The sequence below is a fragment of the Streptomyces sp. TRM49041 genome (assembly GCF_008271805.1).
In the GTDB taxonomy this organism is placed as follows: Bacteria; Actinomycetota; Actinomycetes; order Streptomycetales; family Streptomycetaceae; genus Streptomyces.
In genome coordinates this window covers 172,442-199,399 of sequence record NZ_VSRY01000103.1, presented here as the reverse complement: position 1 = coordinate 199,399, position 26,958 = coordinate 172,442, and the positions used below count along the sequence as shown (strand labels likewise).

Annotated in this window: 27 protein-coding genes and 1 pseudogene; 23 read left to right on the top strand and 5 right to left on the bottom strand. The window is 72.8% G+C overall.

All coding sequences use genetic code 11. The features are described 5' to 3' along the window. Window positions 1-192 precede the first annotated feature (192 nt). Window positions 193-540, top strand: coding sequence for a (2Fe-2S)-binding protein (locus tag FVS66_RS12125; protein ID WP_399225380.1), 348 nt, complete (start codon window positions 193-195; stop codon window positions 538-540). A 110-nt stretch (window positions 541-650) separates the two neighbouring features. On the opposite strand, the gene FVS66_RS12120 is transcribed toward FVS66_RS12125, so the two are convergent. After that, on the bottom strand, window positions 651-1,064 hold the full coding sequence (locus FVS66_RS12120) for a TIGR03618 family F420-dependent PPOX class oxidoreductase (protein WP_149181080.1): 414 nt from the start codon (window positions 1,062-1,064) through the stop codon (window positions 651-653). Between the two features lie 172 nt (window positions 1,065-1,236). Here FVS66_RS12120 and clpB point away from each other — a divergent pair, with 172 nt between their 5' ends. Together clpB and FVS66_RS12110 are read left to right on the top strand one after the other, a co-directional pair. Continuing rightward, entirely contained in the window at window positions 1,237-3,822 is a 2,586-nt protein-coding gene (gene clpB / locus FVS66_RS12115; RefSeq protein WP_149181078.1) for an ATP-dependent chaperone ClpB, read from the top strand. Between the two features lie 255 nt (window positions 3,823-4,077). Beyond that, on the top strand, window positions 4,078-4,623 hold the full coding sequence (locus FVS66_RS12110; protein ID WP_149181076.1) for a YbjN domain-containing protein: 546 nt from the start codon (window positions 4,078-4,080) through the stop codon (window positions 4,621-4,623). Between the two features lie 74 nt (window positions 4,624-4,697). Here the strand turns inward: FVS66_RS12110 and FVS66_RS12105 are convergent, their stop codons facing one another. Then, window positions 4,698-5,873, bottom strand: coding sequence for a pyridoxal phosphate-dependent aminotransferase (locus FVS66_RS12105; RefSeq protein WP_149181074.1), 1,176 nt, complete (start codon window positions 5,871-5,873; stop codon window positions 4,698-4,700). Window positions 5,874-6,032: 159 nt separating this feature from the next. On the opposite strand from FVS66_RS12105, the gene FVS66_RS12100 reads away from it, so the two are divergent. From FVS66_RS12100 to FVS66_RS12020, 18 genes and pseudogenes are all read left to right on the top strand, one after another. Next, window positions 6,033-6,296, top strand: coding sequence for a hypothetical protein (locus FVS66_RS12100; RefSeq protein ID WP_149181072.1), 264 nt, complete (start codon window positions 6,033-6,035; stop codon window positions 6,294-6,296). Further along, window positions 6,280-6,402: a hypothetical protein gene (locus FVS66_RS35860; protein WP_262386939.1), complete on the top strand. Its 123-nt coding sequence runs from the start codon at window positions 6,280-6,282 to the stop codon at window positions 6,400-6,402. The genes FVS66_RS12100 and FVS66_RS35860 overlap by 17 nt, the downstream gene beginning before the upstream one ends. A 108-nt stretch (window positions 6,403-6,510) precedes the next feature. Continuing rightward, window positions 6,511-6,729, top strand: coding sequence for a hypothetical protein (locus FVS66_RS12095; protein WP_187645489.1), 219 nt, complete (start codon window positions 6,511-6,513; stop codon window positions 6,727-6,729). Between the two features lie 322 nt (window positions 6,730-7,051). Further along, complete coding sequence (locus tag FVS66_RS12090) at window positions 7,052-7,621, top strand: DUF2617 family protein (protein ID WP_149181070.1); 570 nt, start codon at window positions 7,052-7,054, stop codon at window positions 7,619-7,621. Between the two features lie 50 nt (window positions 7,622-7,671). Further along, window positions 7,672-9,316 (top strand): annotated as a pseudogene (locus FVS66_RS12085) (polyamine aminopropyltransferase). 105 nt (window positions 9,317-9,421) lie between these two features. Further along, a complete protein-coding gene (locus FVS66_RS12080) occupies window positions 9,422-10,375 on the top strand; it encodes an SRPBCC domain-containing protein (protein WP_149181068.1) in 954 nt (317 codons plus the stop codon). Window positions 10,376-10,407: 32 nt separating this feature from the next. Then, window positions 10,408-11,247: an aldose 1-epimerase gene (locus FVS66_RS12075; protein WP_149181152.1), complete on the top strand. Its 840-nt coding sequence runs from the start codon at window positions 10,408-10,410 to the stop codon at window positions 11,245-11,247. 36 nt (window positions 11,248-11,283) lie between these two features. Next, entirely contained in the window at window positions 11,284-11,832 is a 549-nt protein-coding gene (pyrE, locus tag FVS66_RS12070; protein ID WP_149181066.1) for an orotate phosphoribosyltransferase, read from the top strand. 221 nt (window positions 11,833-12,053) lie between these two features. Further along, window positions 12,054-13,094, top strand: coding sequence for a class II fructose-bisphosphate aldolase (fbaA, locus tag FVS66_RS12065; protein ID WP_262386950.1), 1,041 nt, complete (start codon window positions 12,054-12,056; stop codon window positions 13,092-13,094). Window positions 13,095-13,166: 72 nt separating this feature from the next. Then, on the top strand, window positions 13,167-14,324 hold the full coding sequence (locus FVS66_RS12060) for a MalY/PatB family protein (protein WP_149181062.1): 1,158 nt from the start codon (window positions 13,167-13,169) through the stop codon (window positions 14,322-14,324). Between the two features lie 26 nt (window positions 14,325-14,350). After that, window positions 14,351-14,764, top strand: coding sequence for a DUF3151 domain-containing protein (locus FVS66_RS12055; protein ID WP_149181060.1), 414 nt, complete (start codon window positions 14,351-14,353; stop codon window positions 14,762-14,764). Between the two features lie 266 nt (window positions 14,765-15,030). Next, the gene (locus FVS66_RS12050; protein ID WP_149181058.1) at window positions 15,031-15,819 is read left to right on the top strand and encodes a DUF3152 domain-containing protein; all 789 of its coding nucleotides are present in this window, start codon (window positions 15,031-15,033) and stop codon (window positions 15,817-15,819) included. Between the two features lie 115 nt (window positions 15,820-15,934). Further along, window positions 15,935-16,786: a tryptophan 2,3-dioxygenase family protein gene (locus tag FVS66_RS12045; protein WP_149181056.1), complete on the top strand. Its 852-nt coding sequence runs from the start codon at window positions 15,935-15,937 to the stop codon at window positions 16,784-16,786. Continuing rightward, window positions 16,779-18,002, top strand: a complete 1,224-nt coding sequence (gene kynU, locus FVS66_RS12040) for a kynureninase (protein ID WP_149181054.1) — start codon at window positions 16,779-16,781, stop codon at window positions 18,000-18,002. Before FVS66_RS12045 ends, kynU begins: the two co-directional genes overlap by 8 nt. A 95-nt stretch (window positions 18,003-18,097) precedes the next feature. Next, on the top strand, window positions 18,098-18,967 hold the full coding sequence (locus tag FVS66_RS12035) for an alpha/beta hydrolase (protein ID WP_149181052.1): 870 nt from the start codon (window positions 18,098-18,100) through the stop codon (window positions 18,965-18,967). Window positions 18,968-19,221: 254 nt separating this feature from the next. Beyond that, window positions 19,222-20,535 (top strand): histidine kinase, encoded by a 1,314-nt coding sequence (locus FVS66_RS12030; protein WP_262386938.1) that lies wholly within the window; start codon window positions 19,222-19,224, stop codon window positions 20,533-20,535. Beyond that, window positions 20,532-21,191: a response regulator transcription factor gene (locus FVS66_RS12025; RefSeq protein WP_149181050.1), complete on the top strand. Its 660-nt coding sequence runs from the start codon at window positions 20,532-20,534 to the stop codon at window positions 21,189-21,191. The genes FVS66_RS12030 and FVS66_RS12025 overlap by 4 nt, the downstream gene beginning before the upstream one ends. Window positions 21,192-21,313: 122 nt before the next feature. Beyond that, complete coding sequence (locus FVS66_RS12020) at window positions 21,314-22,519, top strand: cytochrome P450 (protein WP_149181048.1); 1,206 nt, start codon at window positions 21,314-21,316, stop codon at window positions 22,517-22,519. A 31-nt stretch (window positions 22,520-22,550) separates the two neighbouring features. On the opposite strand, the gene FVS66_RS12015 is transcribed toward FVS66_RS12020, so the two are convergent. Both FVS66_RS12015 and FVS66_RS12010 read right to left on the bottom strand, forming a co-directional pair. Continuing rightward, complete coding sequence (locus FVS66_RS12015) at window positions 22,551-24,062, bottom strand: ABC transporter permease (protein ID WP_262386949.1); 1,512 nt, start codon at window positions 24,060-24,062, stop codon at window positions 22,551-22,553. Between the two features lie 101 nt (window positions 24,063-24,163). After that, complete coding sequence (locus FVS66_RS12010; protein ID WP_149181044.1) at window positions 24,164-25,105, bottom strand: ABC transporter ATP-binding protein; 942 nt, start codon at window positions 25,103-25,105, stop codon at window positions 24,164-24,166. A 92-nt stretch (window positions 25,106-25,197) separates the two neighbouring features. Here FVS66_RS12010 and FVS66_RS12005 point away from each other — a divergent pair, with 92 nt between their 5' ends. Both FVS66_RS12005 and FVS66_RS12000 read left to right on the top strand, forming a co-directional pair. Beyond that, on the top strand, window positions 25,198-25,692 hold the full coding sequence (locus tag FVS66_RS12005) for a MarR family transcriptional regulator (RefSeq protein ID WP_149181042.1): 495 nt from the start codon (window positions 25,198-25,200) through the stop codon (window positions 25,690-25,692). Window positions 25,693-25,735: 43 nt separating this feature from the next. After that, window positions 25,736-25,960 (top strand): hypothetical protein, encoded by a 225-nt coding sequence (locus FVS66_RS12000; protein WP_149181040.1) that lies wholly within the window; start codon window positions 25,736-25,738, stop codon window positions 25,958-25,960. A gap of 45 nt (window positions 25,961-26,005) precedes the next feature. Here the strand turns inward: FVS66_RS12000 and FVS66_RS11995 are convergent, their stop codons facing one another. Next, a complete protein-coding gene (locus FVS66_RS11995) occupies window positions 26,006-26,860 on the bottom strand; it encodes a diacylglycerol kinase (RefSeq protein WP_149181039.1) in 855 nt (284 codons plus the stop codon). Window positions 26,861-26,958: the final 98 nt, after the last annotated feature.

Genomic DNA, 26,958 nt, shown 5'->3' with positions numbered 1-26,958 from the left:
GGCCACGCTGGGTGTCGTCGCAGCCAGCGGGGAGCCGACGTGGGAGATTGCCGCCGCCGGCAGTGTCGTCGCAGGCGAGCCCACGTGGGAGGCCGCGCCCGCGAGCCCGCGCGAACCCACTTGGGAGGCCGCGCCCGCGAGCGTGGGAGAGCCCACCTGGGAGATCGCTCCGGGAACCTTCGGTGAGCCGACATGGGAGACCGCGCCCGCGGGTGGCGCCGCGTGAACGTTCCCGACGACTCCCGATTCCGCCGTGAGATGGCGTCCGCCTACCGCTCCGGGTGGCACTTCATCGACCTCGTCACCGCGGTGCCCCAGGGTGGCGATTCGTTGATGGTCACCCTCTTCGGTGAGCCGATCGTCATCACCCGCGGTGACGACGAGGACATCCGCGCCTACCGGTGCCTCCGCAGGCCCCGCGGCGCGCCGCAGCCCGTCCGCTGCGCCATTCGCTACGGAATGATTTTCGTCAACCTGGACCAGCGCGACCACCAGTTGGTCGATGCCGAGACCACCACCGCCACCCCCCGCAGCGCCTGAGCGATTCCCCCGTCGTTGTAGATCGCTCGGACGCTTCCCCCACACAGCGGCGTCATCGTGGACCTGAAACACGATGGCGCCGCTGTGCTGCGCGTGCGGCCGACAGCCCGTCAGGCCCGGCCCATCGCGCGCGTGAGGGCGATCTCGATGACCACCCGGTCCGGGTTCGGCGACGGCGTGCGCCCGTACCGCTCCGCGTAGCGCGCGACGGCGTCCGCGACGGCCTCCGCCTCCGTGCGGACCACCGCGCGCCCCTCCAGCGTCGCCCAGCGCCCCACGTCCACCTGGCACACCGCGACACGCGCGCCGTCGGGGCCGGCGGCGAGGACGTTGGCCACCTTCCTGCTGTGCTTGTTGGTGATCACCCGGGCGATGCCCTTCTCGCCGCCCTCCGGGTCGTACGTCACGCCCACCGCCACGACATGCGGGGTGCCGTCCGGGCGGAGCGTCGTCAGGGTGCACATGTGCCGCTCGCGCCAGAAGCTGACATAGGAGGCGTCGGGGTTGCCCAGGTCGATAGCCATGAGCCGGAACCTACCGGCGACTGCTGGCCCTCAGCACATTGAGTGGAATAGACTCAACTTTGTGGACGTTCACTGAGTCATAGCGGGTGGATGTCGCCCCTGGACGTCGTACATGGACGTCACACATGGACGTCGCCAGCAGTCAGCAGCAGCCGAGGAGGACCCAGCAAAAGTGGACGCCGAGCTGACCAACAAGAGCCGGGACGCGCTCAACGCCGCCACCAGCCGCGCCGTGTCCGACGGACACCCGGACCTCACCCCGGCGCACCTGCTGCTGGCGCTGCTCTCCGGCCAGGACAACGAGAACCTCACCGACCTGCTCGCCGCCGTCGACGCCGACCAGGCCGCCGTACGCTCCGGTGCCGAGCGGCTGCTCGCGGCCCTGCCCAGCGTCACCGGCTCCACCGTCGCCCCGCCGCAGCCCAACCGCGACCTGCTCGCCGTCATCGCCGACGCCCGGGCCCACGCCCGCGACCTCGGCGACGAGTACCTGTCGACCGAGCATCTGCTCATCGGCGTCGCCGCCAAGGGCGGCCCCGCGGGCGAGCTGCTCACCCGGGAGGGCGCCGACGCCAAGAAGCTGCTGGACGCCTTCACCAGGACGCGCGGCGCCCGCCGCGTCACCACGCCCGACCCCGAGGGCCAGTACAAGGCGCTGGAGAAGTTCGGTACGGACCTGACGGCCGCCGCCCGCGAGGGCAAGCTCGACCCGGTCATCGGCCGCGACCAGGAGATCCGCCGCGTCGTCCAGGTCCTCTCCCGCCGCACCAAGAACAACCCCGTCCTCATCGGCGAGCCCGGCGTCGGCAAGACCGCCGTCGTCGAGGGCCTCGCCCAGCGCATCGTCAAGGGCGACGTCCCCGAGTCGCTCCGCGACAAGCGCCTCGTCGCCCTCGACCTCGGTGCGATGGTCGCCGGCGCCAAGTACCGCGGTGAGTTCGAGGAGCGCCTGAAGACCGTCCTGTCCGAGATCAAGGAGAGCGACGGCCAGATCATCACCTTCATCGACGAGCTGCACACCGTCGTCGGGGCGGGAGCGGGCGGCGACTCCGCCATGGACGCGGGCAACATGCTGAAGCCCATGCTGGCCCGCGGCGAGCTGCGCATGGTCGGCGCGACGACCCTCGACGAGTACCGCGAGCGCATCGAGAAGGACCCCGCCCTGGAGCGCCGCTTCCAGCAGGTCCTCGTCGCCGAGCCGACCGTCGAGGACACCATCGCCATCCTCCGCGGCCTCAAGGGCCGGTACGAGGCCCACCACAAGGTCCAGATCGCCGACTCGGCGCTCGTCGCCGCCGCGGCGCTCTCCGACCGGTACATCACCTCCCGCTTCCTCCCCGACAAGGCCATCGACCTGGTGGACGAGGCCGCGTCCCGCCTCCGCATGGAGATCGACTCGTCCCCGGTCGAGATCGACGAGCTCCAGCGCGCCGTCGACCGCCTCCGCATGGAGGAGCTGGCGCTGAAGAACGAGACCGACCCCGCGTCGCTGCAGCGCCTGGAGAAGCTCCGCCGCGACCTCGCCGACAAGGAGGAGGAGCTGCGCGGCCTCACCGCCCGCTGGGAGAAGGAGAAGCAGGGCCTGAACCGCGTCGGTGAGCTGAAGGAGACCCTGGACGACCTGCGAGGCCAGGCCGAACGCGCCCAGCGCGACGGCGACTTCGACACCGCGTCCAAGCTGCTGTACGGCGAGATCCCGGCCGTCGAGCGCGAGCTGGCCGCGGCGTCGGAGGCCGAGCAGGAGGCCGCCAGGGACACCATGGTCAAGGAGGAGGTCGGCCCCGACGACATCGCCGACGTGGTGGGCTCCTGGACGGGCATCCCCGCCGGGCGCCTCCTCGAGGGCGAGACGCAGAAGCTGCTCCGCATGGAGGACGAGCTGGGCAAGCGGCTGATCGGCCAGAGGGAGGCCGTCCAGGCGGTCAGCGACGCGGTCCGCCGCACCCGTGCGGGCATCGCCGACCCGGACCGCCCCACGGGTTCGTTCCTCTTCCTCGGCCCGACCGGCGTCGGCAAGACCGAGCTGGCCAAGGCCCTCGCGGACTTCCTCTTCGACGACGAGCGGGCGATGGTCCGTATCGACATGTCGGAGTACGGCGAGAAGCACAGCGTCGCGCGCCTGGTCGGCGCGCCCCCCGGCTACGTCGGCTACGAGGAGGGCGGCCAGCTGACCGAGGCGGTGCGCCGCCGCCCGTACAGCGTGGTCCTCCTCGACGAGGTGGAGAAGGCCCACCCGGAGGTCTTCGACATCCTGCTCCAGGTCCTGGACGACGGGCGCCTGACGGACGGCCAGGGCCGGACGGTCGACTTCCGCAACGCCATCCTGGTGCTCACCTCGAACCTGGGCAGCCAGTACCTGGTGGATCCCACGCCGACCGAGGCGGAGAAGCGCGAACAGGTCCTGGAGGTGGTCCGGGCCTCCTTCAAGCCGGAGTTCCTGAACCGCCTCGACGACATCGTGGTCTTCTCCGCCCTGACCCGCGACGAGCTGACGCACATCGCCGAACTCCAGATCGGCCGCCTCGCCCGCCGCCTCGCCGAGCGCCGGCTCACCCTGGACGTCACCCCGGCCGCCCTGGAGTGGCTCGCCGACGAGGGCAACGACCCCGCGTACGGCGCCCGCCCCCTCCGCCGCCTGGTCCAGACGGCGATCGGCGACCGCCTCGCCAAGGAGATCCTCTCGGGCGAGGTCGAGGACGGTGACACGGTCCGGGTGGACCGGGTGGACGGCGGGCTGACGGTGGGCGCCGCCCGGTAGCGGACGCCCGGCGGAGGCCGCGCCTCACACCGTGAGCGCGACGACCCGTACGAGGGGGTGTCCCCGCCCTCGTACGGGTCCTCCACGTCCGCCGCGCCGGGCATCGTCCGGCTCTCCGCGGGGAACGCGAGCAGGGTCTTCTCCGCCACGGGCGGGTGATCATGTCAGCCGGCAGCGGATCGCCGCCCGGCGGGCTTGCCACGCACCGCCCGGGATGGGAGAGGATGGCCGTATCCGTATGAAGGGAATTACCCGGTGAGCATCGACCCGTCCTCGATTCCGAACTTCGGGGGCCAGCCCAAGCAACAGGCCGCAGGACCGGCGGGCCCCGTCGTCCCCGATCAGGACCTTGTGAAGCAGCTCCTCGAGCAGATGGAGCTCAAGTACGTCGTCGACGACGAGGGTGACCTCGCCGCGCCGTGGGAGGACTTCCGCACCTACTTCATGTTCCGCGGGGAGGCGGAGCAGCAGGTCTTCTCGGTCCGCACGTTCTACGACCGCCCGCACCCGGTCGAGGACCGTACGAAGATCCTGGAGACCATCGACGACTGGAACCGCCGCACGCTGTGGCCGAAGGTCTACAGCCACCTCCACGAGGACGAGCAGGGCGGTGCCACCGTCCGCCTCATCGGCGAGGCCCAGATGCTGATCGGCACGGGCGTCAGCCTGGAGCACTTCGTGTCGTCCACGGTGAGCTGGGTCCGCGCGTCGATCGAGTTCGACAAGTGGCTGGCCGAGCAGTTCGGCCTGGAGACCGGTGACGGCTCCGAGGGCGACGAGAAGCCCGGCGACGAGGTCTGAGCGCCCGTACCGCACGACCGTGACCCGGCCGGGGCGGTGACCTCCCAGAGGGTCACCGCCCCGGCCGGGTCGCGTCACAGACGGGCCAGGCGGGCGGCCGCCTCGCGCAGTACCGGCTCCTGCTTGCAGAACGCGAAGCGGATCATGGTGCGGCCCGCGTCGGCGTGGTCGTAGAAGACCTGGTTCGGGATGGCGACGACCCCGCACCGCTCGGGCAGTGCCCGGCAGAAGGCGACGCCGTCCTTCTCGCCGAGCGCGGCGACGTCCGTGGTGATGAAGTACGTGCCGCGTGGCAGGAACACGTCGAACCCGGCCGTGCGCAGCCCCTCCGCGAGGATGTCCCGCTTGGCCCGCAGATCGGCGCGGAGCCCGTCGAAGTACGACCCCGGCAGCCGCAGCGCCTCCGCGATCGCGTACTGGAAGGGGCCCGCGCTGACATAGGTCAGGTATTGCTTGGCCGTTCGGACGGCGGTCACGAGCTCCCGGGCACCGGTCGCCCAGCCGACCTTCCAGCCCGTGAAGGAGAACGTCTTCCCTCCGGACGAGATCGTCACCGTACGCTCCCGCATCCCGGGGAAGGTGGCGATCGGCACATGCTCGGCGCCGCCGTCGAAGACCAGGTGCTCGTACACCTCGTCGGTGACGACGAGCAGGTCCCGCTCGACGGCGAGCGCGGCGATGGCGGCCAGCTCGTCGCGGGTCAGGACGGTGCCGGTGGGGTTGTGCGGGGTGTTGAGGAGGATGAGGCGGGTGCGGTCGGTGACGGCCGCCCGCAGCTCGTCCAGGTCGAGGACGAAGCGGGCCTCGGCCGGGTCCGGGCGCAGCGTGACGGGGACGCGGGTGCCGCCCGCCATGGCGATGCACGCGGCGTACGAGTCGTAGTACGGCTCCAGGGCGACGACCTCGTCGCCAGGCTCGACCAGCGCCAGCAGGGACGCCGCGATCGCCTCGGTCGCCCCGGCGGTGACCAGGACCTCCGTGTCGGGGTCGTACGCCAGGCCGTACCGCTGCCGCTGGTGGTCGGCGATCGCGGTGCGCAGCTCGGGGACGCCGGGGCCGGGCGGGTACTGGTTGCCGCGCCCGGCGCGCAGGGCGCGGACGGCGGCCTCGCGGATCTCGTCCGGGCCGTCGGTGTCGGGGAAGCCCTGGCCCAGGTTGATCGCGCCGGTGGTGACCGCGAGGGCGGACATCTCGGCGAAGATCGTGGTGCCGAAGCCGGCGAGGCGGCGGTTGAGCGGTGCTCTGGTCATGGCGCCATCCTGCGGCGAAGCAGGGTGCGGCTCAAGGGAGCGCGCGCGTGCGTGGCGTTCCGTCGCCGGGAAACCTCTGGAGTTCCTCAAGTCGGATTTGGGCGGCGCGGGGGGCGGGCATCCCCCTGACACACATGACACGGGGGAGGGTGATCGGACATGGAATTCGTGGTGATCTTCGGGGTGCTCGCCGTTGCGGGGCTGCTCGCCGTTGCGGGGCTGCTCGTCGCCGGGATCCTCAGGGCCGGCTCCGGCGGGGGACGGCGGCGCAACGGGCGGCGGCGCTACTCGTCGTACGGCGGTGGGGGCGGCAGCGGGAGCGGCGGCCACTGGTCCGACGGCGGGGGGCACTCCTGCGGCGGGGGTTCCTCGTGCGGCGGGGGTGGGGGCGGCGGTGGCGGCGGCTGTGGCGGGGGCTCCTGACACGGAGGAGGCGGACGGCATGACCGGACTGATCGTGGTGTTCGGTGCGCCGGCGCTGGTACTGGTGGGGCTCATGGCCCTCACCGGGGGCGGCGGCGGGAGCTGAGCCGAACCCCGCGCCGGGAAACCTCTGAAGTTCCTCAATTCGGCTTTGGACGGCCGCAGAACGGGGATGCGCCTCTCACACACACGGCGAGGGGGATGGTGAACGCGCATGTTGCCTCTGCTGATCGTCGCGGCAATGGCCGTGCTGGTGATCATCGCGTTCGCCACCCTCATGGGGTCCGGCGGCGGAAGCGGCTCGTCCGGCCGCTCGTCCGGCCGCTCGTCCGGCCGCTCGTCCGGCGGCTGGTGGGGCGACGGGGACGGAGGCGGCGGCTCCTCCTGCGGTGGGGGCGGCTGCGGAGGGGGCGGAGGCGGCGGAGGCGGCTGACACGGGGCAGCCGGTCCGTCTCCACGACAGGCGCCCGGCGGTGGTGAACTCCCGCCGGGCGCGCCCCCGATGACCACTTGTGCGCCCCAATATGCGCGTACTGGTGAGAAGTTGAACCGTCGAGCCCCTACAGGGATGGAAACGGCGCAAAGTTGGGTAAAGACGCTGTGAGCCCGCGTGGTTCATGATTCCCTCGCTGTCGAGTACAACGAGCCCTCGGACCTCGTGTGGACCCCGAGCCGGTACCCCCAGTCCCCTGAACATCTTTCCGGGACGACGCCCCGGTCCACCCGTCACGTCACCGTGCTTGCGGAGCTGACTCATGCTCACGACCCTTCAGACTGCGTACACCGACACGCGCGCAGCCGACCTGGCCTGGGCGCTGGGGCGGGAGGCGCTGCCCGCCCTCGCCGTGCTCGACCTCGAACTGTCCGGTGCGACCCTGCAACTGAGACTGCTCGGCGCGTCCCACCAGGTCCTGCTGGCGGAGGAGCGCGGCAGCTGCTCCGAGACGGTCGCCTGTATGCCCGGCAGCAGCACAGCGCTGCCGCTCGGCGTGGCGAAGCGGATCGGCGGCTGGGAGTACGAGTTCGCCGCGCGCGTGGAGACGCTGTCGCGCGGCTCGTTCGCGGCCCGGGCGCAGGAACTGCTGGCGCTCGTCGCGGACCATCCCAACGGCCTCGCCGGTACGTTCCCGGGCTCGCCGCACGCGTTCACGGCCATGCTGGCGCAGCGCCACGAGGGCCGGGTGCAGTGGCGCACCTGGCACGCGTACCCGCAGGAGGGCCAACTCGTCGTGACCCGGACCAGCGTGGGCTTCCAGCCCCAGCCCCGGCCCCAGTCCCGGCACGGCCAGGCCGGAGGCGTCACCATGCCTTCAACGCGCCAGTAGCACTCGTGTGGGTGACAAGCAGCGAGTAGGGCCCGACGTAGCGTTAACGCATGCTCGATGCGCCCGCCTCCGCGTCCGCGGACCCGGCGCCGACCGCCCAGAAGGCGGCGGCGCCAGGACCGCCGGGGCCGCGGGCGGGCCGGTTCCTGGTGCTGGCGGCCGTGTTCGTGTGCCGCCTGCGGGCTGGTCTACGAGCTGGAGCTGGTCGCCCTCGCCGCGTATCTGATCGGCGACTCCGTCACACAGGCGTCCGTGGTGCTCTCCGTGATGGTCTTCGCGATGGGCGTCGGCTCGCTGCTCGCCAAACGTCTGCGCTGCCGCGCCGCCGTCGGATTCGGGCTCCTTGAGGCGCTGCTCGCGCTGATCGGCGGCTGCTCGGCGCTCGCGCTGTACGCGTCGTTCGCCTGGCTCGGCGGCTCCCGGTACGTGCTGGTCGCTTTCTCACTCGCCATCGGGGTGCTCATCGGCGCCGAGATACCGCTGCTGATGACACTGATCCAGCGCATCTCGCGCCGGGACGACCAGGACGCGGGCGGCACGGTCGCGGACCTCTTCGCCGCCGACTACGTCGGGGCGCTGGTCGGCGGTCTCGCCTTTCCCTTTCTGCTGCTGCCGTGGCTGGGGCAGCTCACCAGCGCGCTGCTCACCGGCGCGGTGAACACGGTGGTGGGCGGGGTGCTCGTGCTGTGGCTCTTCGGCCGCGATCTGACGTGCCGTGAGCGGCTCCTGCTGATCTCCGCCAACGCCGCCGTACTGTGCGTGCTGGCCACGGCCACGGCTCTGGTCGACGACTTCGAAAGGTTCGCCCGCCACGCCGTCTACGGCGACCGGGTACGCGTCGCCGTCCAGACGTCCGTGCAGGAAGTGGTGCTGACCGGCCGCCGGGACGAGCCGCCCGACCTGTTTCTGGACGGGCGGCTGCGGATCAGCGGGCGCGACGAGTGCCGCTACCACCAGGCCCTGGTCCACCCGGCCATGCGCGGGCCCCACGCGCGTGTGCTCATCCTCGGCGGAGGCGACGGGCTCGCGGCCCGGGAGGTCCTGCGGTACGACGACGTGGAGTCCGTGACCGTCGTCGAGGTCGACCCCGGTGTCGTACGTCTCGCCCGCACCGACCCGGCCCTGACCCGGCTCAACGGGCACGCGTACGGCGACCGCCGGGTCCGCGTCGTGCACGCCGACGCCTTCCACTGGCTCAGGACCGCGCCGCACACCTCGCCGTACGACGTGATCATCTCCGATCTGCCGCACCCGGGCATCACGGCCGGCACCAAGCTGTACTCGGAGGAGTTCTACGGCCTCACCGCGCGCGTCCTCGCCGACCGCGGCCGCCTGGCCGTCCACGCCGGTCCCATGCGGGCCCGGCCGCACACGTACTGGACGGTGGACGCCACCCTGCGGGCCGCAGGGTTCACCACCCGCCCCTACGGCGTCACCGGTCGGCCGGCCGGCTTCGCGGGCGGCCCCGACCGGTCGGCGGGCGAGCCCCCGCGCGCCCCGCACGACTGGGGACTCGTCCTGGCCGCGCCGGCCGCCGCCCGCTCCCCGGAGCCCCTCCCGCTTGGTCTCTCGCCCGCCGCGCCGCCCCGGGACGTGCCGACCGTGGCCGCCCTGGAGGCGGGGGCGCGCCGCGCCGAGCGGTCCCGGCTGCCCGGGCTGCCGCCTTCGACGCTGATGCACCCGCGCTACGGCTGACCGGCGCGCCGGGCGGGGCCGAGAGGGGGCCGGTTCCTGGCCGGACGGCATCGGTGTCGCGAGGAACGGGGACGGGACGGCCGGGCGTGGGTAGGCTCGACTTCCATGGAGCATGAGGTGTTCGTTCCGGTTGCCGTACAGACCCTCCGTGACGTGCTGGCGGACTCCGCCCGAGTCGCCCGCTGCGTCCCAGGGCTCCAACAGGACGCGGACGCGTCGGCCGGCCCGCTGTCGGGCCGCCTCAAGCTGCGCGTCGGCGGGCACACCATCACCTACCGGGGCGCGCTGCGCGTCGTCGTCCGGGACGACGGCGCGTACGACGTCGAGGGCGAGGGCACCGAGGTGCGTGGCGGCGGCGGTGTGAAGGTCGCACTGACGGCCCGGCTCGACCCGGCCGAGGACGGCACGACCCTGGCGTTCACCGGGACCGCGAGCGCGGAGGGCCGCCTGGCCGACCTCCCGGACGACGCCGTGACGTCGGCGGCGCACCGCCTGCTGGACCGATTCGCCGAGTCGCTCGCCGAGACGGCGGGGGAGGGTGACCAGGGCGCCGCTGATACCGGCCCTGCCGACAGGAGCACCGAGAAGGCGGCCGGTGGGGCGGCCGAGGCGGACCGCGCGGACGACGTGGCCGAGGCGGACGTCGAGGAGGTGGACGAGGGCGTGGACGACGAGGACGTGGACGACGAGGACGTGGACGACGACGGCGTCGACGACGGCGTCGACGAGGACCTCGCCGACGACTCCGACGCGCGGCGCCCGACCGTGTTCGACGCCCCCGTACCGCCGTCCTCCCTCGACCCGTTCGCCGTCGACGACTTCCCGCTCGACGAGACCGCCCCCGACGAGCCACCGGCCGAGGCCGCGCACGCCCGGCGGACCATGATCGGGCGCAGTGCCGAGGAGGTCGACCACGCCCCTCCGCGCGGCCGCTACGCGCCGGTGCCGGGTCCGGACACCACGTCCGCCTCCAGCGCGCTGCGCTGGCTCGCCCCCGCCGCCGCGCTCGCTCTCGCCTCGGCGGTGGTCGTGGGCCGTGCGCTGCGCCGCCGCCGGTAGCCGCGGGCGCACGTAGGGTCGGCGGTGTGAGCATGAGTGAAGAGGACATCCGGCTGGCCGCCGGAGACGTCGAGTTGACCATCACGCCGGCGAACGGCTGCCGCATCAGCGGACTCCGGATCGGCGGCGGCGAACTGCTGCGCCAGGGCGAGCGGTACGGCTGCTTTCCCATGGTGCCGTGGTGCGGCCGCACCGCGCACGGCCGCTTTCTGAACGGCGCGACCGAGCACCGGCTGCCGCTCGACGCGCCGCCCCACGCGATGCACGGCACCGGCCGTGACACCGCCTGGCGCACGGCTCGCGCCGACAAGACGGAGGCGGTGTTCACATACGACCTGGCCGACCCGTGGCCGTATTCCGGGCGGGTCACCCAGATGTTCGAGCTGACCGACTCCTCGCTCACCCTCCGGCTGGGCGTCGAGACATACGGCGACTCCTTCCCGGCGCAGGCCGGCTGGCACCCGTGGTTCAACCGCAGGCTCGGCGGCGGGAGCGGCGACAGCGGCAGCGGCAGCGGCAGCGGCACCGGCAGCGGCAGTGAGGACGTGACGCTGGACTTCACGCCCGCGTGGCAGGAGGAGCGCGGTGAGGACCACCTCCCCACCGGCCGCCGCATCCCGCCCGAGCCCGGCCCGTGGGACGACTGCTTCGGCATGCCCGACGGCGTCGACGTCACCCTCACCTGGCCCGGGCGGCTGGAGCTGAAGGTCACCAGCCGCACCCCGTGGGTCGTCGTGTACGACGAGCAGGAGGCCGCCGTCTGCGTCGAGCCGCAGTCGGGGCCGCCGAACGGGCTGAACACCGCGCCGCGCCTGGTGACGCCCATCGACCCGCTGGAGATCGAGACGACCTGGACCTGGCGCCGCCTCTGAGCGGCGTCGTGCCGGGCTCGGCTTAAGCTCGTGGGCATGACTGACGTACGAGCCGATCTGCTCCAGCAGATCAAGGACAAGGCCGTGGTGCACGGCAAGGTGACCCTCTCCTCGGGTCTGGAGGCCGACTACTACGTCGACCTGCGCCGGATCACGCTGGACGGCGCCGCGTCGCCGCTCGTCGGTCAGGTCATGCTCGATCTGACCGCCGACCTCGAGTTCGACGCGGTGGGCGGTCTGACCCTGGGCGCCGACCCGGTCGCCACGTCGATGCTGCACGCGGCCGCCGCGCGCGGCCGAACCCTGGACGCGTTCGTCGTCCGCAAGGCCGCCAAGGCCCACGGCATGCAGCGCCGCGTCGAGGGCCCGGACATCAAGGGCCGCCGCGTCCTGGTCGTCGAGGACACCTCCACCACGGGCGGCTCTCCGCTCACCGCCGTCGAGGCGGTCCGCGAGGCCGGTGCCGAGGTCGTCGCGGTCGCGACGATCGTGGACCGGGCGACCGGCGCGGCCGAGAAGATCAGCGAGACGGCGGGGGTGCCGTACCGGTACGCGTACGCCCTGGACGAGCTGGGTCTCGCCTGAGCCGGGCGCCCGCCCGGCCCCGCCCCACCTCCGACCGGCTTATGCCTGACCTACGCCTGACCTGCGCCTTCTCCGACGGGTGGGTCGTTTCACGTGAAACGACCCACCCGTCACGCATGCCTCGGCAGTCCAGGGGGAGGACACTGCGGGGCGGTCTGGAAAGATAGATGCGACGATGACGTCGCCCCCAGGTCAGGGATCAGCCACGCACGCAACCGCAGATCACAAGGAGCGGACAGATGCCCATCGCAACCCCCGAGGTCTACAACGAGATGCTCGACCGGGCGAAGGCAGGCAAGTTCGCCTACCCGGCCATCAACGTGACGTCGTCGCAGACTCTGCACGCCGCCCTGCGCGGCTTCGCGGAGGCCGAGAGCGACGGCATCATCCAGATCTCGACCGGTGGCGCGGAGTTCCTGGGCGGCCAGTACAGCAAGGACATGGTGACGGGCGCGGTGGCCCTGGCCGAGTTCGCGCACATCGTCGCCGCGAAGTACGACATCACGGTGGCGCTCCACACCGACCACTGCCCGAAGGACAAGCTGGACGGCTACGTCCGCCCGCTGCTGGCCGTCTCCGCCGAGCGTGTGGCCAAGGGTGAGAACCCGCTCTTCCAGTCGCACATGTGGGACGGCTCGGCCGAGACCCTCGCCGACAACCTGGCCATCGGCCAGGAGCTGCTCGCGCAGGCCGCCGCCGCGAAGATCATCCTTGAGGTCGAGATCACCCCGACCGGTGGCGAGGAGGACGGCGTCACCCACGAGATCAACGACGAGCTGTACACCACGGTCGACGACGCGATCCGCACCGCCGAGGCGCTCGGCCTGGGCGAGAAGGGCCGCTACCTGCTGGCCGCCTCCTTCGGCAACGTCCACGGCGTCTACAAGCCGGGCAACGTCGTGCTCCGCCCCGAGCTGCTGAAGGACCTCCAGCAGGGTGTGTCCGAGCGCTTCGGCAAGACCGACCCGTTCGACTTCGTCTTCCACGGCGGCTCCGGCTCCACGGCGGAGGAGATCGCCACCGCCCTGGAGAACGGCGTTGTCAAGATGAACCTCGACACCGACACGCAGTACGCCTTCACCCGTCCGGTCGCGGACCACATGTTCAAGAACTACGACGGCGTCCTGAAGGTCGACGGCGAGGTCGGCTCGAAGAAGACCTACGACCCGCGCACCTGGGGCAAGGTGGCCGAGGCGAGCATGGCCAAGCGCGTCACCGAGGCGTGCCAGTCGCTGCGCTCGGCGGGCACGAAGCTGAAGTAGGCGTCGGCAGTCACCGGCCGGGCCCGGCACCGCACAGCGCGGTGCCGGGCCCGCTTCATGAGGAGGGGAACGATGACGTACGACTTCGACACACCGGTGGACATCCGGGGTACCGGATCGTTCCAGTGGGACGTCCTTCCGGCGGCGTACGGGGTGCCGGACCTGATTCCGTTCACCATCTCCGACATGGACTTCCGGTCGCCGCCCGAGGTGCTGGAGGCACTCCAGCGGCGCATCGCGCGCGGCGTCTTCGGCTACACCGACTGGCGGTACACCGGCTTCCCGGAGGCCGTGCGCGACTGGTACGGCGCGCGGCACGGCGTGGCGGTCGACCCCGAGGCGCTCGTGTACGGCCCGTCCGTGGTGAACGAGCTGGCGCAGCTGCTGCGCATATGGACCCGGCCGGGGGACGGCGTGGTGGTCCACACCCCGACGTACGACGGGTTCATCAAGGCGCTGACCGGGCTCGGCCGGGAGCTGCGGGGCGTCCCGGTCGGTGACGCCGAGGCCCTGGAGCGGGAGCTGGCGCGGCCCGACAGCCGGGTGCTGCTGCTCTGCTCGCCGCACAACCCGACCGGCCGGGTGTGGACGGAGACGGAGCTGAAGGGGTTCGCGGCGCTGGCGGAGGCGCACGGTGCCGCCGTCATCAGCGACGAGATCCACGCGGACCTCGCCCACGACGGCCACCGCCATGTGCCGTGGCTGTCCGTGGCCCGGCCGGGCGGCCGCTGGGCGCTCATCACGTCGGCCTCGAAGGCGTTCAACTTCCCGGCGCTGACCGGCGCGTACGGGGTGATCGGCGACCCGGACGACCGGGCCGCCTTCGTCGGCAGGATGGAGCGGGGCGAGGGCCTCGGGTCGCCCGCCGCGCTCGCTCTGACCGCGCACGTCGCCGCGTACCGGCACGGTGCCGCGTGGCTGGATCAGCTGCGCGGCTACGTCGTGGGCAATCTGCGGCTGCTCGCCGACCGGCTGGAGGACGCCTTCCCGGGCCGGGCCCTGTACGCGCCGCCGCAGGCCGGCTACCTGGCGTGGCTGGACCTGCGGCCGCTGGGCGTGGACGACGAGGCGCTGAACGACGCGCTGATCGCGGACGAGAGGGTGGCCGTCAGGCCGGGCGCGGTGTACGGCGCGAAGGGACATGTGCGGGTCAACCTCGGCTGCCCCCGTGCCAAGGCCGAGCGGGGCATCGACGCGCTGACCCGCACACTGACCCGTCTGGCGTCGTAGCGGGCCCGTCGTAGGAGACTGGGGCCATGACCATTCACGAGAACCTTCTGGGGGGACCGCCCCCCACCCACCTGCCCGACGACCCGGAGCCGCGCGAACTGCTGGCGTCCGGGGCCGCGCCCGAGGAGGTCGCCGCGAAGTACCCGTCGTCCTCGCTCGCCTGGGCGCAGCTCGCCGACGTGGCGTACGAGGGCGGCCGTGTCGTCGAGTCGTACGCCTACGCCCGCACCGGCTACCACCGGGGCCTGGACGCCCTGCGCCGCAGCGGCTGGAAGGGCCACGGCCCGGTGCCGTGGGAGCACGAGCCGAACCGGGGCTTCCTGCGCGCCCTGCACGCGCTCGCGCGCGCCGCGCAGGCGATCGGTGAGCAGGAGGAGTACGAGCGCTGCTCGACGTTCCTGCGCGACTCGTCGCCGCTGGCCGCCGACACGCTCGGCTGACGGCTCCGGCGCCGACACGCGCGGCTGACGGCTCCGGCGCCCGCCAGGCTGACGCGCCCTTGACATGACCGGCCGGTACGATCGCACAGATCATCGATTCACGGCCGGGCCTCCCCCGCACCCGGCCGCGCCAGGGGGAGAGGTCTGTCTTGGGGAAGCGTGGAGCCGCCGCGCCGCGTACACGTCGTCGCCGCGGTGGCGGCCGGGGCCGTAACCGACGTCGGCCGCTCGGCCGCATACTGCTGGGCGGTGTCGCTCTCGGGGTCATGGCCCTGGGCGGCGGCGCCGCCCTCGCCCACTGGCAGAGCGGCGGGCCCGAGGGCGACCGCCCGCTCGCCGTGTCGTCGGCCGGGCCGGACGCGCGGGCGCAGGAGTCGCCGGACGCCTCACCCTCCCCGAAGGCCGGGGGCAGGGCGTCCGCGTCGCCGTCCCCGTCGGTGTCCCCCAGCCCGGCCCCGAGCCGCAGCCCCGGCCCGTCGGTGTCCTCCGTGCCGTCCTCCGGGCCCGGGACCTTCACCACCGCGAAGGCGTCCGGTGAGCAGGCCGGCACCGGCACGCCCCGCCGCTACCGCGTCCAGGTCGAGGACGGCATCGGCCTCTCCGCCACCGACGCCGCCCACCAGATCGAGGAGATCCTCGCCCACCCGCAGGGCTGGGCCGCGCACGGCCGCGGCGCCTTCCAGCTCGTCTCCGAGAACGCCGACTTCGTCATCCGGATCGCCACCCCGAAGACCGCCGACAGGCTCTGCCTCGCGCAGGGCCTCGACACCAGGGGCGAGTACAACTGCGAGACCACCGAGGGTGTCGTCGTCAACCTCAAGCGGTGGATGCTCGGCTCGCCGACCTTCTCCGGTACCCCCGCCGAGTACCGGCATCTGATCATCAACCATGAGATCGGTCACGAGATCGGCATCCGCACGCATATGGCCTGCCCGGGCCCGGGCAGGCTCGCGCCTGTGATGATGCAGCAGATCAAGGGCCTGAAGGGGTGCGTCTCCAACGCCTGGCCGTACGACAAGGACGGCCGTTACATCACCGGGCCGATCGTGCCATGATGCGACCGGGACCGCGTGTGCCGTCTGCGCCGCCCGGTCCCGAGGGGACCGGAGCTCCACCCCCGTACGGAAGGAGCGGACCGCTACCCGGTAGAACGCATTGACGGAGACAGCGATGTCTACTTCGCCTACCGGCGCTGCCCCCGAGACCGGTTCGGACATGCCGAACCTGGACTTCGCGGGCACCACACCCTACGAGGACTACGTCCAGGCGGACGTCCTCACCCATCTCCAGCACCTGCGCTCCGACGACCCCGGGGAGATGGTCTTCCTGGTGACCACCCAGGTCATGGAGCTGTGGTTCACCGTCGTCGTCCACGAGTGGGAGACCGCGAGCCGCGCCCTGCGCGAGGACCGCGTCCCCGACGCGATGGCCGCCCTTCGGCGCTCGGCGCACGAGCTGGAGGCCCTCAACGCCTCCTGGAACCCGATCGCCCGCCTCACGCCCGCCCAGTTCAACGCCTACCGCAGCGCGCTGGGCGAGGGCTCCGGCTTCCAGTCCGCCATGTACCGCCGGATGGAGTTCCTGCTGGGCGACAAGTCCGCGTCGATGCTGGTCCCGCACCGCGGTGCGCCCCGCGTCCACGCCGAGCTGGAGAAGGCGCTCGCCGAGCCCAGCCTGTACGACGAGGTGCTGCGGCTCCTCGCCCGGCGCGGGCTGCCCGTGCCGGCGGAGGTCCTGGAGCGGGACCTGACCCAGCGGTACGAGCCGTCGCCCCAGGTCGAGGACGTCTGGGTCGGCCTCTATGCCGCCCCCGAGGAGCACGACGAGCTCGTCCAGCTCGGCGAGGCCCTCACCGATGTCGCCGAGCTGGTGTGGCGCTGGCGCAACGACCACCTGGTCGCCACCCGGCGCGCGATGGGCTCCAAGACCGGCACGGGCGGCTCCGCCGGGGTCGCCTGGCTGGAGAAGCGCGCCCGCAAGAACGTCTTCCCCGAGCTGTGGACGGCGCGCAGCCATGTCTGAGCCCCTGCGCACGCGCGCCGCGGCGCTCGACGCCGCCGACCCGCTGGCCAAGCGCCGTGAGCTGTTCGCCCTCGACGACGGCGTCGTCTACCTGGACGGCAACTCGCTCGGCGCGCTGCCCCGCCACGTACCCGGCCGTATGGCCGACGTCATCACCCGCGAGTGGGGCGAGCTGCGCATCCGCTCCTGGGACGAGAGCGGCTGGTGGACCGCGCCCGAGCGGATCGGGGACCGTGTCGCCCCGCTCGTCGGCGCCGCGCCGGGACAGGTCGTCGTCGGCGACTCGACCAGCGTCAACGTCTTCAAGGCGCTGGTCGGAGCCGTACGGCTGGTGGACGACGAGAGCCGCGACGAGATCGTGGTCGACGCGACGACGTTCCCCACCGACGGGTACATCGCCGAGTCCGCCGCCCGGCTGACGGGCCGGCGCCTCGTCCCCGTCGCCCCCGGCGAGGTCGCCGAGGCCGTCGGGCCGCGTACGGCCGCCGCGCTGGTCAACCACGTCGACTACCGCACCGGCCGCCTCCACGACCTGCCCGGCATCACCGCCGCCGTGCGGGCCGCGGGCGCCCTCGCGGTGTGGGACCTGTGCCACAGCGCGGGCGCCCTCCCGGTCGGCCTGGACGCGCACGGCGTGGACCTGGCCGTCGGCTGCACATACAAGTACCTCAACGGCGGGCCCGGCTCGCCCGCGTATCTGTACGTCGCCGCCCGCCACCAGCCGCGCTTCGACTCCCCGCTGCCCGGCTGGAACTCGCACGCCGACCCCTTCGCGATGACCCCCGGGTACGCGGCGGCGGACGGCGCCCTGCGCGGCCGGGTCGGTACGCCCGACATCCTGTCGATGCTGGCGCTGGAGGCGGCGCTGGACGTGTGGGACGGCGTGGCGATCGAGGAGGTGCGGGCCAAGAGCCTCGCCCTGACGGACTTCTTCCTGGAGTGCGTAAGGGCGTATGTCCCCGACGGCCGGCTCACCTCCCTCACACCGGCCGCACACGAGGAGCGCGGCAGCCAGGTCGCGCTGGCCTGCGCCGACGCCCCGGCCGTGATGAAGGTGCTGATCGAACGCGGCATCGTCGGCGATCTGCGCCGCCCTGACGTGCTGCGTTTCGGCTTCACACCGCTGTACGTCGGGTTCGCCGACACCGAGCGCGCGGCGCGCGTGCTCGCGGAGGTGTGCGCCGAGGCGGATACGGGAGCGCGTTCGCCGCGATAGCGCCGGTGTTCGAGCCGACCTGCGGGGGCGTCAGTCCTGATACGGTCCCCGCAGGTCAGGCCAATTCGGCCCCGTCACCGAAAGGTTGAGCACCCATGCCCGACCCCGCCGCGCGCGACGCCGCCGAGGAGGCGTCGGCCCTGTCGCATCCGGCCGTCGCCCCCGACTCCACCGCCCCGTACGGTGAACACCCCGACCAGATCGTCGACTTCTACGCGCCCCGGGACCGGCGCGACCGGGTGCCGCTCGTGGTCGTCCTGCACGGCGGGGCCTGGCGGGCGCCGTACGACCGGCGGCACATCTCCCCTTTCGCGGACTACCTCGCCCGGCGCGGGTTCGCCGTCGCCAGCGTCGAGTACCGGCGCGGCGGCGAGGTCCCGGTGCCCCGGGGTGCCGACCCCGTGGCCGGGCGCTGGCCCGAGACGTTCGACGACGTGGCGGCGGCACTGGACGCGCTGCCCGCGCTGGCCGCGGCGCACCTGCCGCAGGCCGACCCGCGCCGTACGGTCGTCACCGGCCACTCCGCGGGCGGCCACCTCGCCCTGTGGGCCGCCGCCCGGCATGTCCTGCCCGCGGGCACCCCCTGGCGGCTGCCCGCCCCGCCCGAGCTGCGCGGCGTCGTCGCCCTCGCCCCGATCGCCCACTTCGAGCGGGCCGTGGAGCTGGGCGTGTGTGGCGGGGCGGTCACCCAACTGCTGGGCGGAGAGCCCGACTTCAAGGCCCGGGCCGCCGCGACGGACCCGTCCGCGCTGCTTCCCACGGGCATCGCCACAGCCGTGGTCCAGGGTCGCGAGGACACCGTCGTACCGCTGCCGGTCGCCGAGGCGTACGCCGACGCGGCGGCGAGGGCGGGCGAGATGGTCGGGCTGACACTGCTGGACGACGTGGGCCACTTCCCGCTGATCGACCCGGCGGCGGACGCGTGCGCGGTGGTGGCGGAGGAGATCGCGCAGCTGGCGTGGTAGCCGGCAGCGGCCCCCGAGCCCCCGAGCCCCCGAGCCCCGGCTCCGAGCCCTGGGAAGCGCCGCATCCCCGGAAGCGCCGCGTCCCCGGAAGCCGCGCAGTCGCAGTCCGGAAGCCGCGCAGTCCGGAGCCCGCGGACCTCTGCCCCCGCGGCCGGCGTAGCCGCAGGTCGTCGCACGTAGTCCTCAGGACGGACGTCCCAGAACCCCTCTCCAAGCCGACGCCGTGGGCAGGTGGTCCCCGTACCGTGGCCGACGTGACCGAGACGACGCAGCGCTTCTCCGCCCCCGACGGCAGCAGCAGCCGCAGCCCCGAGTTCCACCACGCCATGGGTGTGCTCCAGGGCCTGCGCCAGGAGCTGTTCCACGACGCCCTCGCCTACCGGCCCCTGCCGCCGATGGCCACGGACGGCCCCGTGACGCGGCGGCTACCGGGGCGGATACGCCAGTACGCGGCGTGGACCCCGCACGCCCTCGTGGTGGGGGCGGCTCTGGTGCTCCTCGCCATCGAGTACGACTCCGGGGGAGTCTTCTTCCCGGCCGGGCTCGTCCCCGCGGCGGCCGTCGTCCTGACGCTGGTGCGGCCGGTCGCCGCGTTCTGGGCGTCCCTCGCGGCCACGCCCGTGTACGGCTTCTTCGCAGGCGAGTGGGCGGGCTGGCCGTGGTCGCCCACCACCTTCTTCTCACACCTCGTCGTGCTGACCGTCGTCGCCGCCCGGACCCGGCCGCGTACCGCCGCGTGGATGTGGGCGCTCACCGGGCTGTACGGCATGTTCGCCGGGTCGCTCTTCGGCAGCGACTACGGCAGCAACACCGCCCCGCTGCTCTTCGCCTCCGCGCTCGCGCTGCTCGGCGTCACCGTCCTGCATGTGCGCCGCGAGGCGCGGCAGGAGGTCACCGCGGAACGCACCGTCACCGCGCAGGAACGCTCCATGCGCACCCTCCTGGAGGAGCGCACCACCATCGCCCGTGAGCTGCACGACGTGGTCGCCCACCACATGTCGGTCGTCGCCATCCAGGCGGAGGCCGCCCCGTACCGCGTGGAGAACCCGCCGCCCGAGCTGGAGCAGGCGTTCGTGACGATCCGCGAGAACGCGGTGGCAGCCCTCACCGAGCTGCGGCGCGTCCTCGGTGTCGTACGCGCCGAGGACTACGAGGCCCCCGACGCCCCGCAGCCCACCCTCGCCGACCTCGACGGGCTCCTGGCCAACGTCCGGGACGCCGGGCTGACCGTGGACAAGGCGGTGACCGGCGCGGTACGGGACCTGCCGCAGGGCGTGGAGCTGTCGGCGTACCGCATCGTGCAGGAGGCGCTCAGCAACGTACTGCGGCACGCGCCTGGCGCGGCGGCGAGCGTGGAGATCGGCTACGTCCTGGGCGGGCTCGGCCTGCGCGTCGTGAACGGCCCCGCGCGCGGCCTCGTCAAGCCCTCGCCCGGCGCCGGCCACGGCATCACCGGCATGCGTGAACGCGTGGCCATGCTGAACGGCGAACTGACGGCCGGCCCGACGGAGGACGGCGGGTACGAGGTGGCGGCGTTCGTCCCCGTCGCGAAGGAGGAGGCGCCGTGACGATCGGAGTCCTGGTCGTGGACGACCAGATGATGGTGCGGGAAGGCTTCTCCGTCCTGCTGAACGCGATGCCGGACATGGAGGTGATCGGCGAGGCCGTCAACGGGCGGGAGGCGGTCCGGCAGGTCGCGGAACTGCGTCCGGACGTCGTCCTGATGGACATCCGCATGCCGGAGATGAACGGCATCGACGCGACACGGGAGATCGTCGCGGCGGACGGCGACGCGAAGGTACTCGTCCTGACCACCTTCGACCTGGACGAGTACGTCTACCAGGCGCTGCGCGCCGGCGCGTCGGGCTTCCTGCTGAAGGACGCGTCGGCGAGGCAGCTGGCGGACGGGGTACGGGTGGTGGCGGCGGGCGAGGCGTTGCTGGCGCCGACGGTGACGAGGCGCCTGATCACCGAGTTCGCCAAGCGCGCGGAGTCGCCGCGGCCGGCGGCGCTCTCCCAGGTCGGTGACCTCACGGAACGCGAGACCGAGGTCCTGGTCCTGATCGCCCAGGGCCTGTCCAACGCCGAGATCGCGTCCCACCTGGTGGTGGCGGAGTCCACCATCAAGACCCATGTGAGCCGCATCCTGGTGAAGCTGGGCCTCCGGGACCGCACGCAGGCGGCGGTGTTCGCGTACGAGGCGCGACTGGTCACCCCGGGCTAGCCAGGTCGTGTCCGGCGGATCATGCCTGGGCCGCGGGGTCAAGGGCACCCGGCTCGGATGTCGGCATGATCCGCCGGACACTCCTGGGTCCGCTCCCGTCGCCGCTGGGGTAGCGTCCGCGCATGGACACGACGTTCGACCCCTGGGCGGCCGGGTTCGTCGCCGACCCGTACCCGGCGTACGCGGCGCTCCGGGACAAGGGCCGGGTGCACTGGTTCGAGGGCAGCCGGCAGCACCTCGTGCCCCACTTCGCGGACGTCTCCGCGCTTCTGCGCGACCGGAGGCTGGGGCGGACGTATCTGCACCGTTTCACGCACGAGGAGTTCGGGCGGACCGCGCCGCCGCACGAGCACGAGCCGTTCCATGTGCTGAACGGGAACGGGCTGCTGGACCTGGAGGCCCCGGACCACACCAGGATCCGCCGCCTGGTGTCCAAGGCGTTCACCCCGCGCACCGTCGACCGGCTCCGCCCCACCGTCGCGCGGCTGGCGGCCGAGCTCGTGGACGACCTGCTCGCGGACGGCGGTGGCGACCTCCTGGCCCGGGTGGCCGAGCCCCTCCCCGTCGCCGTCATCGCCGAGATGCTGGGCATCCCCGCCCCCGACCGTCACCTCCTGCGCCCCTGGTCCGCCGCCATCTGCGGGATGTTCGAGCTCAATCCGGACGACGAGACCGCGCGCCGGGCCGTCACGGCCTCCGTGGAGTTCTCCGCCTACCTGCGCGGTCTCATCGCCGAGCGCCGCCGGCACCCCGGCGACGACCTGGTCTCCGCGCTCATCGCCGCCCACGACGAGGGCGAGAGACTCAGCGAGCAGGAGATGATCTCCACCTGTGTGCTGCTCCTCAACGCCGGACACGAAGCCACGGTGAACACCACCGTCAACGGCTGGTGTACCCTCTTCCGGCACCCCGAGCAGCTCGCCGCCCTCCGCGCCGGAGACATCTCGCTGTCCACAGCTGTGGAAGAACTGCTCCGCTACGACACCCCGCTCCAGATGTTCGAGCGCTGGGTGCTCGACGACATCCGGATAGGTGATGTCACCGTGCCTCGCGGGTCCGAAGTCGCCCTGCTCTTCGGTTCGGCCAACCGCGACCCCGCCCGGTTCGCCAAACCCGACCGCCTCGACCTCACCCGCGCCGACAACCCGCACATCACCTTCGGCGCCGGCATCCACTACTGCCTGGGCGCGCCCCTGGCCCGGCTGGAGCTCACCGCCTCGTTCGGTGAGCTCCTGCGCCGGGCCCCGGGGATGAATCTCGTCAGGGAGCCGGAGTGGCAGCCGGGTTATGTGATCCGGGGGCTCAAGGAACTGCTGGTCACGGTGTGACTCTCACGAGGTGACACTCACGGTGTGACCCTCATGAGGTGATGATGTCGCGCCGTCGCAGCCCCACCAGCCCCGCCGCGACCAGCACCACCGCGCCCGCCAGCAGCACCAGCACCGGCGCCCAGGCCATCTCGGCGCCCGGCAGCTTCGGCAGGTGTCCGAAGGGCGACAGGTTCAGGACGGACTGCGGCAGGTTCAGCGCCGGGCCGATCCAGCCGATGGCCAGCGACAGGCCCGCCACGCCCCACGCCGCGACCGCCGCCTTCGGGAACGCGCCGTGCAGCAGCACCGCAAGCCCGCCCAGCAGCCACACCGCCGGCAACTGCACCGCCGCCGCGCCCAGGACCGGGCCGAGGTCCTTCCCGTACGAGACGTACATGCCGACCCCAGCCGCGAGCATGATCAGCACCGCCCCGGCGAACGCGATCACCAGGTGCCCGGCCGCCCAGCGCAGCCGACCGACCGCGTTGGCCAGCACCGGCTCCGCGCGCTGCGAGGTCTCCTCGCTGTGCAGCCGCAGCACCGACCCGACCGTGTACAGCGACGCGACCATCCCGAACATGCCGAGCAGCGCCGCCAGGAACGCATCCGTCAGCGCGCGTCCGCCGCCCATCCGCTCGAAGATCTCGCGGGCCTGTTCGTTGTCCCCGACCAGGTCCGCCGCGCCCTCGACGATGCCGCCGAAGACGATGCCCGCCACCAGGAAGCCGAGCGTCCAGCCGAGCAGCCCGCCGCGCTGGAGGCGCCACGCCAGTCCGCCCGCCGTCGCCAGCCGTCCCGCGGCGGGGCCGGGACGTGCGGGCAGGAAGCTCATGCCGACGTCGCGGCGGCTCGTCAGCTCGTACGCCACGAGGCCCTGCACCAGGACGGCCGCCGTGAGCAGCAGCAGCACCCACCAGTGGTCGCCCGCGAACGCCCGGACGTTCTCAGCCCAGCCGACCGGCGACAGCCAGGTCAGTACCGACCCGCCGTCGGCCCGCCCCGCGTCGCCCGCGGCGCGCAGGATGAAAGCGAAGCCCAGCACCGCCGACGTCAGGCCCTTCGCCAGCCGGGCGCTCTCCGTGAGCTGCGCGACGATCGCCGCCATCGTGGCGAAGACCATGCCGGTCAGCCCGACCGCGAGGCCCAGCGCGAGCGCGCTGCCCGCGCCACGGCCCGCCAGACCGGCCGTGATGATCAACGTCAGGGCCGTATTGCCGACGAGTGCGGTCAGGAGGGCGGCGGTGAGGGGTGCCCGTCGGCCGACCATCGCGGACGACAGCAGCTCCTGGCGGCCGGTCTCCTCTTCCTCGCGGGTGTGCCGTACGACGACGATCAGGCTCATGACCGCCGCGAGGACCGCCGCGAACACCCCGAACCGCCAGGCCACCAGCGCGCCCGTCGAGTCGCCGAACACCGGCCCGTACAGGGACCGCAGCGAGCTGTTGGCGCTCATGGTCGCGGCGACCTGGGCGCGCTTGGCGGGCGTGTCGTACAGGGCCTCGATGGACGAGCCGCCGCTGACGACCATGGTGCCGAGGACCAGCACCCAGAGGGGCAGCATGATCCGGTCGCGGCGGAGGGCGAGCCGCAGCAGGGCGCCGGTGCCGGCGAGGTGGCGGGCGCCGCCGCCGGTGCGCCGGGCGGCGGTGACGGTGAGCGTGCTCACTGCTCCACCGCCTCGTCCGTCTCGTGGGCCGTGCCCGTCTCGTCCGTCTCGTCCGTCTCGTTCTCGTAGTGCCGCATGAACAGCTCCTCCAGGGTGGGCGGTGCGCTGGTCAGCGACCGCACCCCGGACTCGGTGAGCGAGCGAAGGACCGCGTCCAGCCGGTCGGTGTCCACCTGGAGCCTCACCCGGTGGCCCGCGACCTCCAGGTCGTGGACGCCGGGCAGCTGCGTGAGCCCGTTGGGCGGCGCGGCCAGCTCGGCCTCGACGCTCGTACGGGTCAGGTGGCGCAGCTCGGCGAGGGAGCCGGACTCGACGGTGCGGCCCCTGCGGATGATGCTGACCCGGTCGCAGAGGCTCTCCACCTCGCTGAGCAGGTGCGACGACAGCAGCACGGTCCGCCCGCGCTCGCGCTCCTCGCGTACGCAGCTCTGGAAGACGCCCTCCATCAGCGGGTCGAGGCCGCTCGTCGGCTCGTCCAGGATCAGTACGTCGACGTCGGAGGCCAGCGCGGCGACCAGGGCGACCTTCTGGCGGTTGCCCTTGGAGTACGTACGGCCCTTCTTCGTCGGGTCCAGCTCGAACCGCTCGATCAGCTGGGCGCGCCGCGCATTGTCCAGGCCGCCGCGGAGCCTGCCGTACAGGTCGATCACCTCACCGCCGGAGAGGTTCCGCCACAGCGTCACGTCACCGGGGACGTAGGCGACGCGGCGGTGCAGCTCGACCGCGTCCTGCCAGGGGTCCTTGCCGAGGAGCCGGGCGGTGCCGGAGTCGGCGCGCAACAGGCCGAGCAGGACCCGGATGGTGGTCGACTTCCCGGAGCCGTTGGGGCCGAGGAAGCCGTGGACCTCGCCGGTCGCGACGGTCAGGTCGAGGCCGGCCAGCGCGTGGGTGCGCCCGAAGGACTTGTGCAGTCCGGCGACGGTGATGGCGTTCGTCATGCTTCGACGCTACGACTGGTTTCACGAATTTGTGAAGTTAAGGAAGCGTATAAAATCGTCCGGTGCGGCGGACGACGGGAGACGATGGGCGCATGGGGAAGGACGACCAGGCCATAGGGGTGCGGGAAAGCGACGAGGAAGCGGTGAGCCGCTTCGTGGAGCGCTTCGCGGGCGAGCTGACGCAGGCCGGGATGCAGCGCATGGCGTCCAGGGTCTTCGCCGCCCTGCTGGTCTCCGAGCAGGCGTCGATGACCGCCGCCGAGCTGGGCGAGCGGCTGAGGGTCAGCCCGGCCGCCGTGTCGGGCGCCGTGCGCTATCTGTCGCAGGTGAACATGATCGGCCGCGAGCGCGACCCGGGCTCCCGCCGCGAGCGGTACGTCCTCCACGACGAGATGTGGTACGAGATCTTCACCCGCCGCGACCAGGTCCTCGCCCGCTGGGAGAAGACTCTCCGCGAGGGCGCCGAAACGCTGGGCCCGGACACGGCGGCGGGCGCGCGGGTCGCGGAGACTGCGGAGTTCTTCGAGTTCCTCCACAAGGAGATGCTCCAGATCATGATCCGCTGGCGGGAGCACAAGTCCGGCTGATCTCTCACTGGATCATGGACGAGCCGTACGAGATGATGGCCCGATGCCTTACGTTTTACGACGCGTCGCGGGCGTCGCCGTGGTTCTTGCCGGCATCGTCCTCGCCCTCTGGATGACCTTCGGTGCACCCCAGTCATGGACGGAACCCACCAGGCTGTGGCGTATCCCGCTCGGGCTCTCCGCGCTCGGGATGATCAGCGGCGGGACCTGGCTGATGGTTCCCGACCGCGACGACGAGCCTGCCCGGCCGCCGGGGGACACGGCGTAGGTCGTGTCCGGTCGAGCCCGTCCGGCGACTGAGGACGGGCGCGACCTACGCGCCGTCCGTGGACAGCGCCGGGGCCGGTACCAGCAGTGACCAGGACGACGGGCGGACCGTCCATGTGCGCGTGCGGACCGGGCCGCTGATCCGGGTGTCCGCGCAGTAGCGGAAGCCCGTGCCCGACGGGCCGGACACCGTGACCGTGCGCGCCGCCGAGCGCAGCGGTCCCGCCGCCCTGGGGTGCACCACGACCTCCGCGGCGCCGTCCCGGGAGGCGACCGTGACGCCCTCCACCGGGTCGTCCACATCGCTCAGTAGCCGCCCGTCGACCTCCACCCGCAGCCGGTGACCCCGCATGTGCGGCACCCGCACATGCGGCACCGCCGGACCCACCAGGGTGCGCACCAGCGACCGGCACGTGCCCCAAACCGAGGGCGCCGGGGCCATCGGCGGCGACGCCGGCGGCGGGCGCGGGCCGTCCGGGATGCTCAGGCCGCCCACGACGACCCCGCCCCCGTCGTCCACCAGCAGGTCGAGCCGCCGCTCCACCCCGTCCAGCACCACCCGCGCCGCGGTCACCGTGGCCAGCGGAGCCCCCAGCGACGCGGCCAGGGCCACCGTCCCGCGCGGCCCGACCGGCACCAGCGACAGGGCGCCGTCCCCCAGCCGGCCGCCCCGGTGCAGCAGCTCCACGGCACGCACCAGCGCCCGGTCGTCACCGATCACGACGGGCCGCCGGGCGCCCCGCCGCGCCAGAGCCCGTTCGAACTCCTCCGGGGTGTCGGGCAGACACACTTTCGCCGCTGCCCCGCCGCACAGCACGTCCTTCGCGATCCGTACGGATTCGCCGTCGCTGCGGCGCGCGACCGGGTCGATGACCACCAGGAGCTGGTCGGGAGCCGACACCTCGGTCCTTCCTCGGGTAGCATCTTTGTGCAAGAGCCCCTTGCGCTATTGCGCCAGGGGCTTCGTCTATACCGGGGCACCGGTCCAAAGGCTCAGGC

Excerpts from the sequence above, each read along its gene's own strand:
- FVS66_RS12090 (WP_149181070.1), top strand. The coding sequence starts at position 7,052 with ATGCTCACGACCCTTCAGACTGCGTACACCGACACGCGCGCAGCCGAC.
- FVS66_RS12105 (WP_149181074.1), bottom strand. The coding sequence starts at position 5,873 with ATGACCAGAGCACCGCTCAACCGCCGCCTCGCCGGCTTCGGCACCACG.
- FVS66_RS12010 (WP_149181044.1), bottom strand. The coding sequence starts at position 25,105 with ATGACGAACGCCATCACCGTCGCCGGACTGCACAAGTCCTTCGGGCGC.
- FVS66_RS12020 (WP_149181048.1), top strand. The coding sequence starts at position 21,314 with ATGGACACGACGTTCGACCCCTGGGCGGCCGGGTTCGTCGCCGACCCG.
- FVS66_RS12000 (WP_149181040.1), top strand. The coding sequence starts at position 25,736 with ATGCCTTACGTTTTACGACGCGTCGCGGGCGTCGCCGTGGTTCTTGCC.
- FVS66_RS12005 (WP_149181042.1), top strand. The coding sequence starts at position 25,198 with ATGGGGAAGGACGACCAGGCCATAGGGGTGCGGGAAAGCGACGAGGAA.
- FVS66_RS12015 (WP_262386949.1), bottom strand. The coding sequence starts at position 24,062 with ATGCTGCCCCTCTGGGTGCTGGTCCTCGGCACCATGGTCGTCAGCGGC.
- FVS66_RS12050 (WP_149181058.1), top strand. The coding sequence starts at position 15,031 with ATGGCCCTGGGCGGCGGCGCCGCCCTCGCCCACTGGCAGAGCGGCGGG.
- FVS66_RS12120 (WP_149181080.1), bottom strand. The coding sequence starts at position 1,064 with ATGGCTATCGACCTGGGCAACCCCGACGCCTCCTATGTCAGCTTCTGG.
- FVS66_RS12060 (WP_149181062.1), top strand. The coding sequence starts at position 13,167 with ATGACGTACGACTTCGACACACCGGTGGACATCCGGGGTACCGGATCG.
- FVS66_RS12075 (WP_149181152.1), top strand. The coding sequence starts at position 10,408 with ATGAGTGAAGAGGACATCCGGCTGGCCGCCGGAGACGTCGAGTTGACC.
- kynU (WP_149181054.1), top strand. The coding sequence starts at position 16,779 with ATGTCTGAGCCCCTGCGCACGCGCGCCGCGGCGCTCGACGCCGCCGAC.
- FVS66_RS12095 (WP_187645489.1), top strand. The coding sequence starts at position 6,511 with ATGTTGCCTCTGCTGATCGTCGCGGCAATGGCCGTGCTGGTGATCATC.
- FVS66_RS12100 (WP_149181072.1), top strand. The coding sequence starts at position 6,033 with ATGGAATTCGTGGTGATCTTCGGGGTGCTCGCCGTTGCGGGGCTGCTC.
- FVS66_RS12035 (WP_149181052.1), top strand. The coding sequence starts at position 18,098 with ATGCCCGACCCCGCCGCGCGCGACGCCGCCGAGGAGGCGTCGGCCCTG.
- FVS66_RS12045 (WP_149181056.1), top strand. The coding sequence starts at position 15,935 with ATGTCTACTTCGCCTACCGGCGCTGCCCCCGAGACCGGTTCGGACATG.
- FVS66_RS12055 (WP_149181060.1), top strand. The coding sequence starts at position 14,351 with ATGACCATTCACGAGAACCTTCTGGGGGGACCGCCCCCCACCCACCTG.
- FVS66_RS12125 (WP_399225380.1), top strand. The coding sequence starts at position 193 with ATGGGAGACCGCGCCCGCGGGTGGCGCCGCGTGAACGTTCCCGACGAC.
- pyrE (WP_149181066.1), top strand. The coding sequence starts at position 11,284 with ATGACTGACGTACGAGCCGATCTGCTCCAGCAGATCAAGGACAAGGCC.
- FVS66_RS12080 (WP_149181068.1), top strand. The coding sequence starts at position 9,422 with ATGGAGCATGAGGTGTTCGTTCCGGTTGCCGTACAGACCCTCCGTGAC.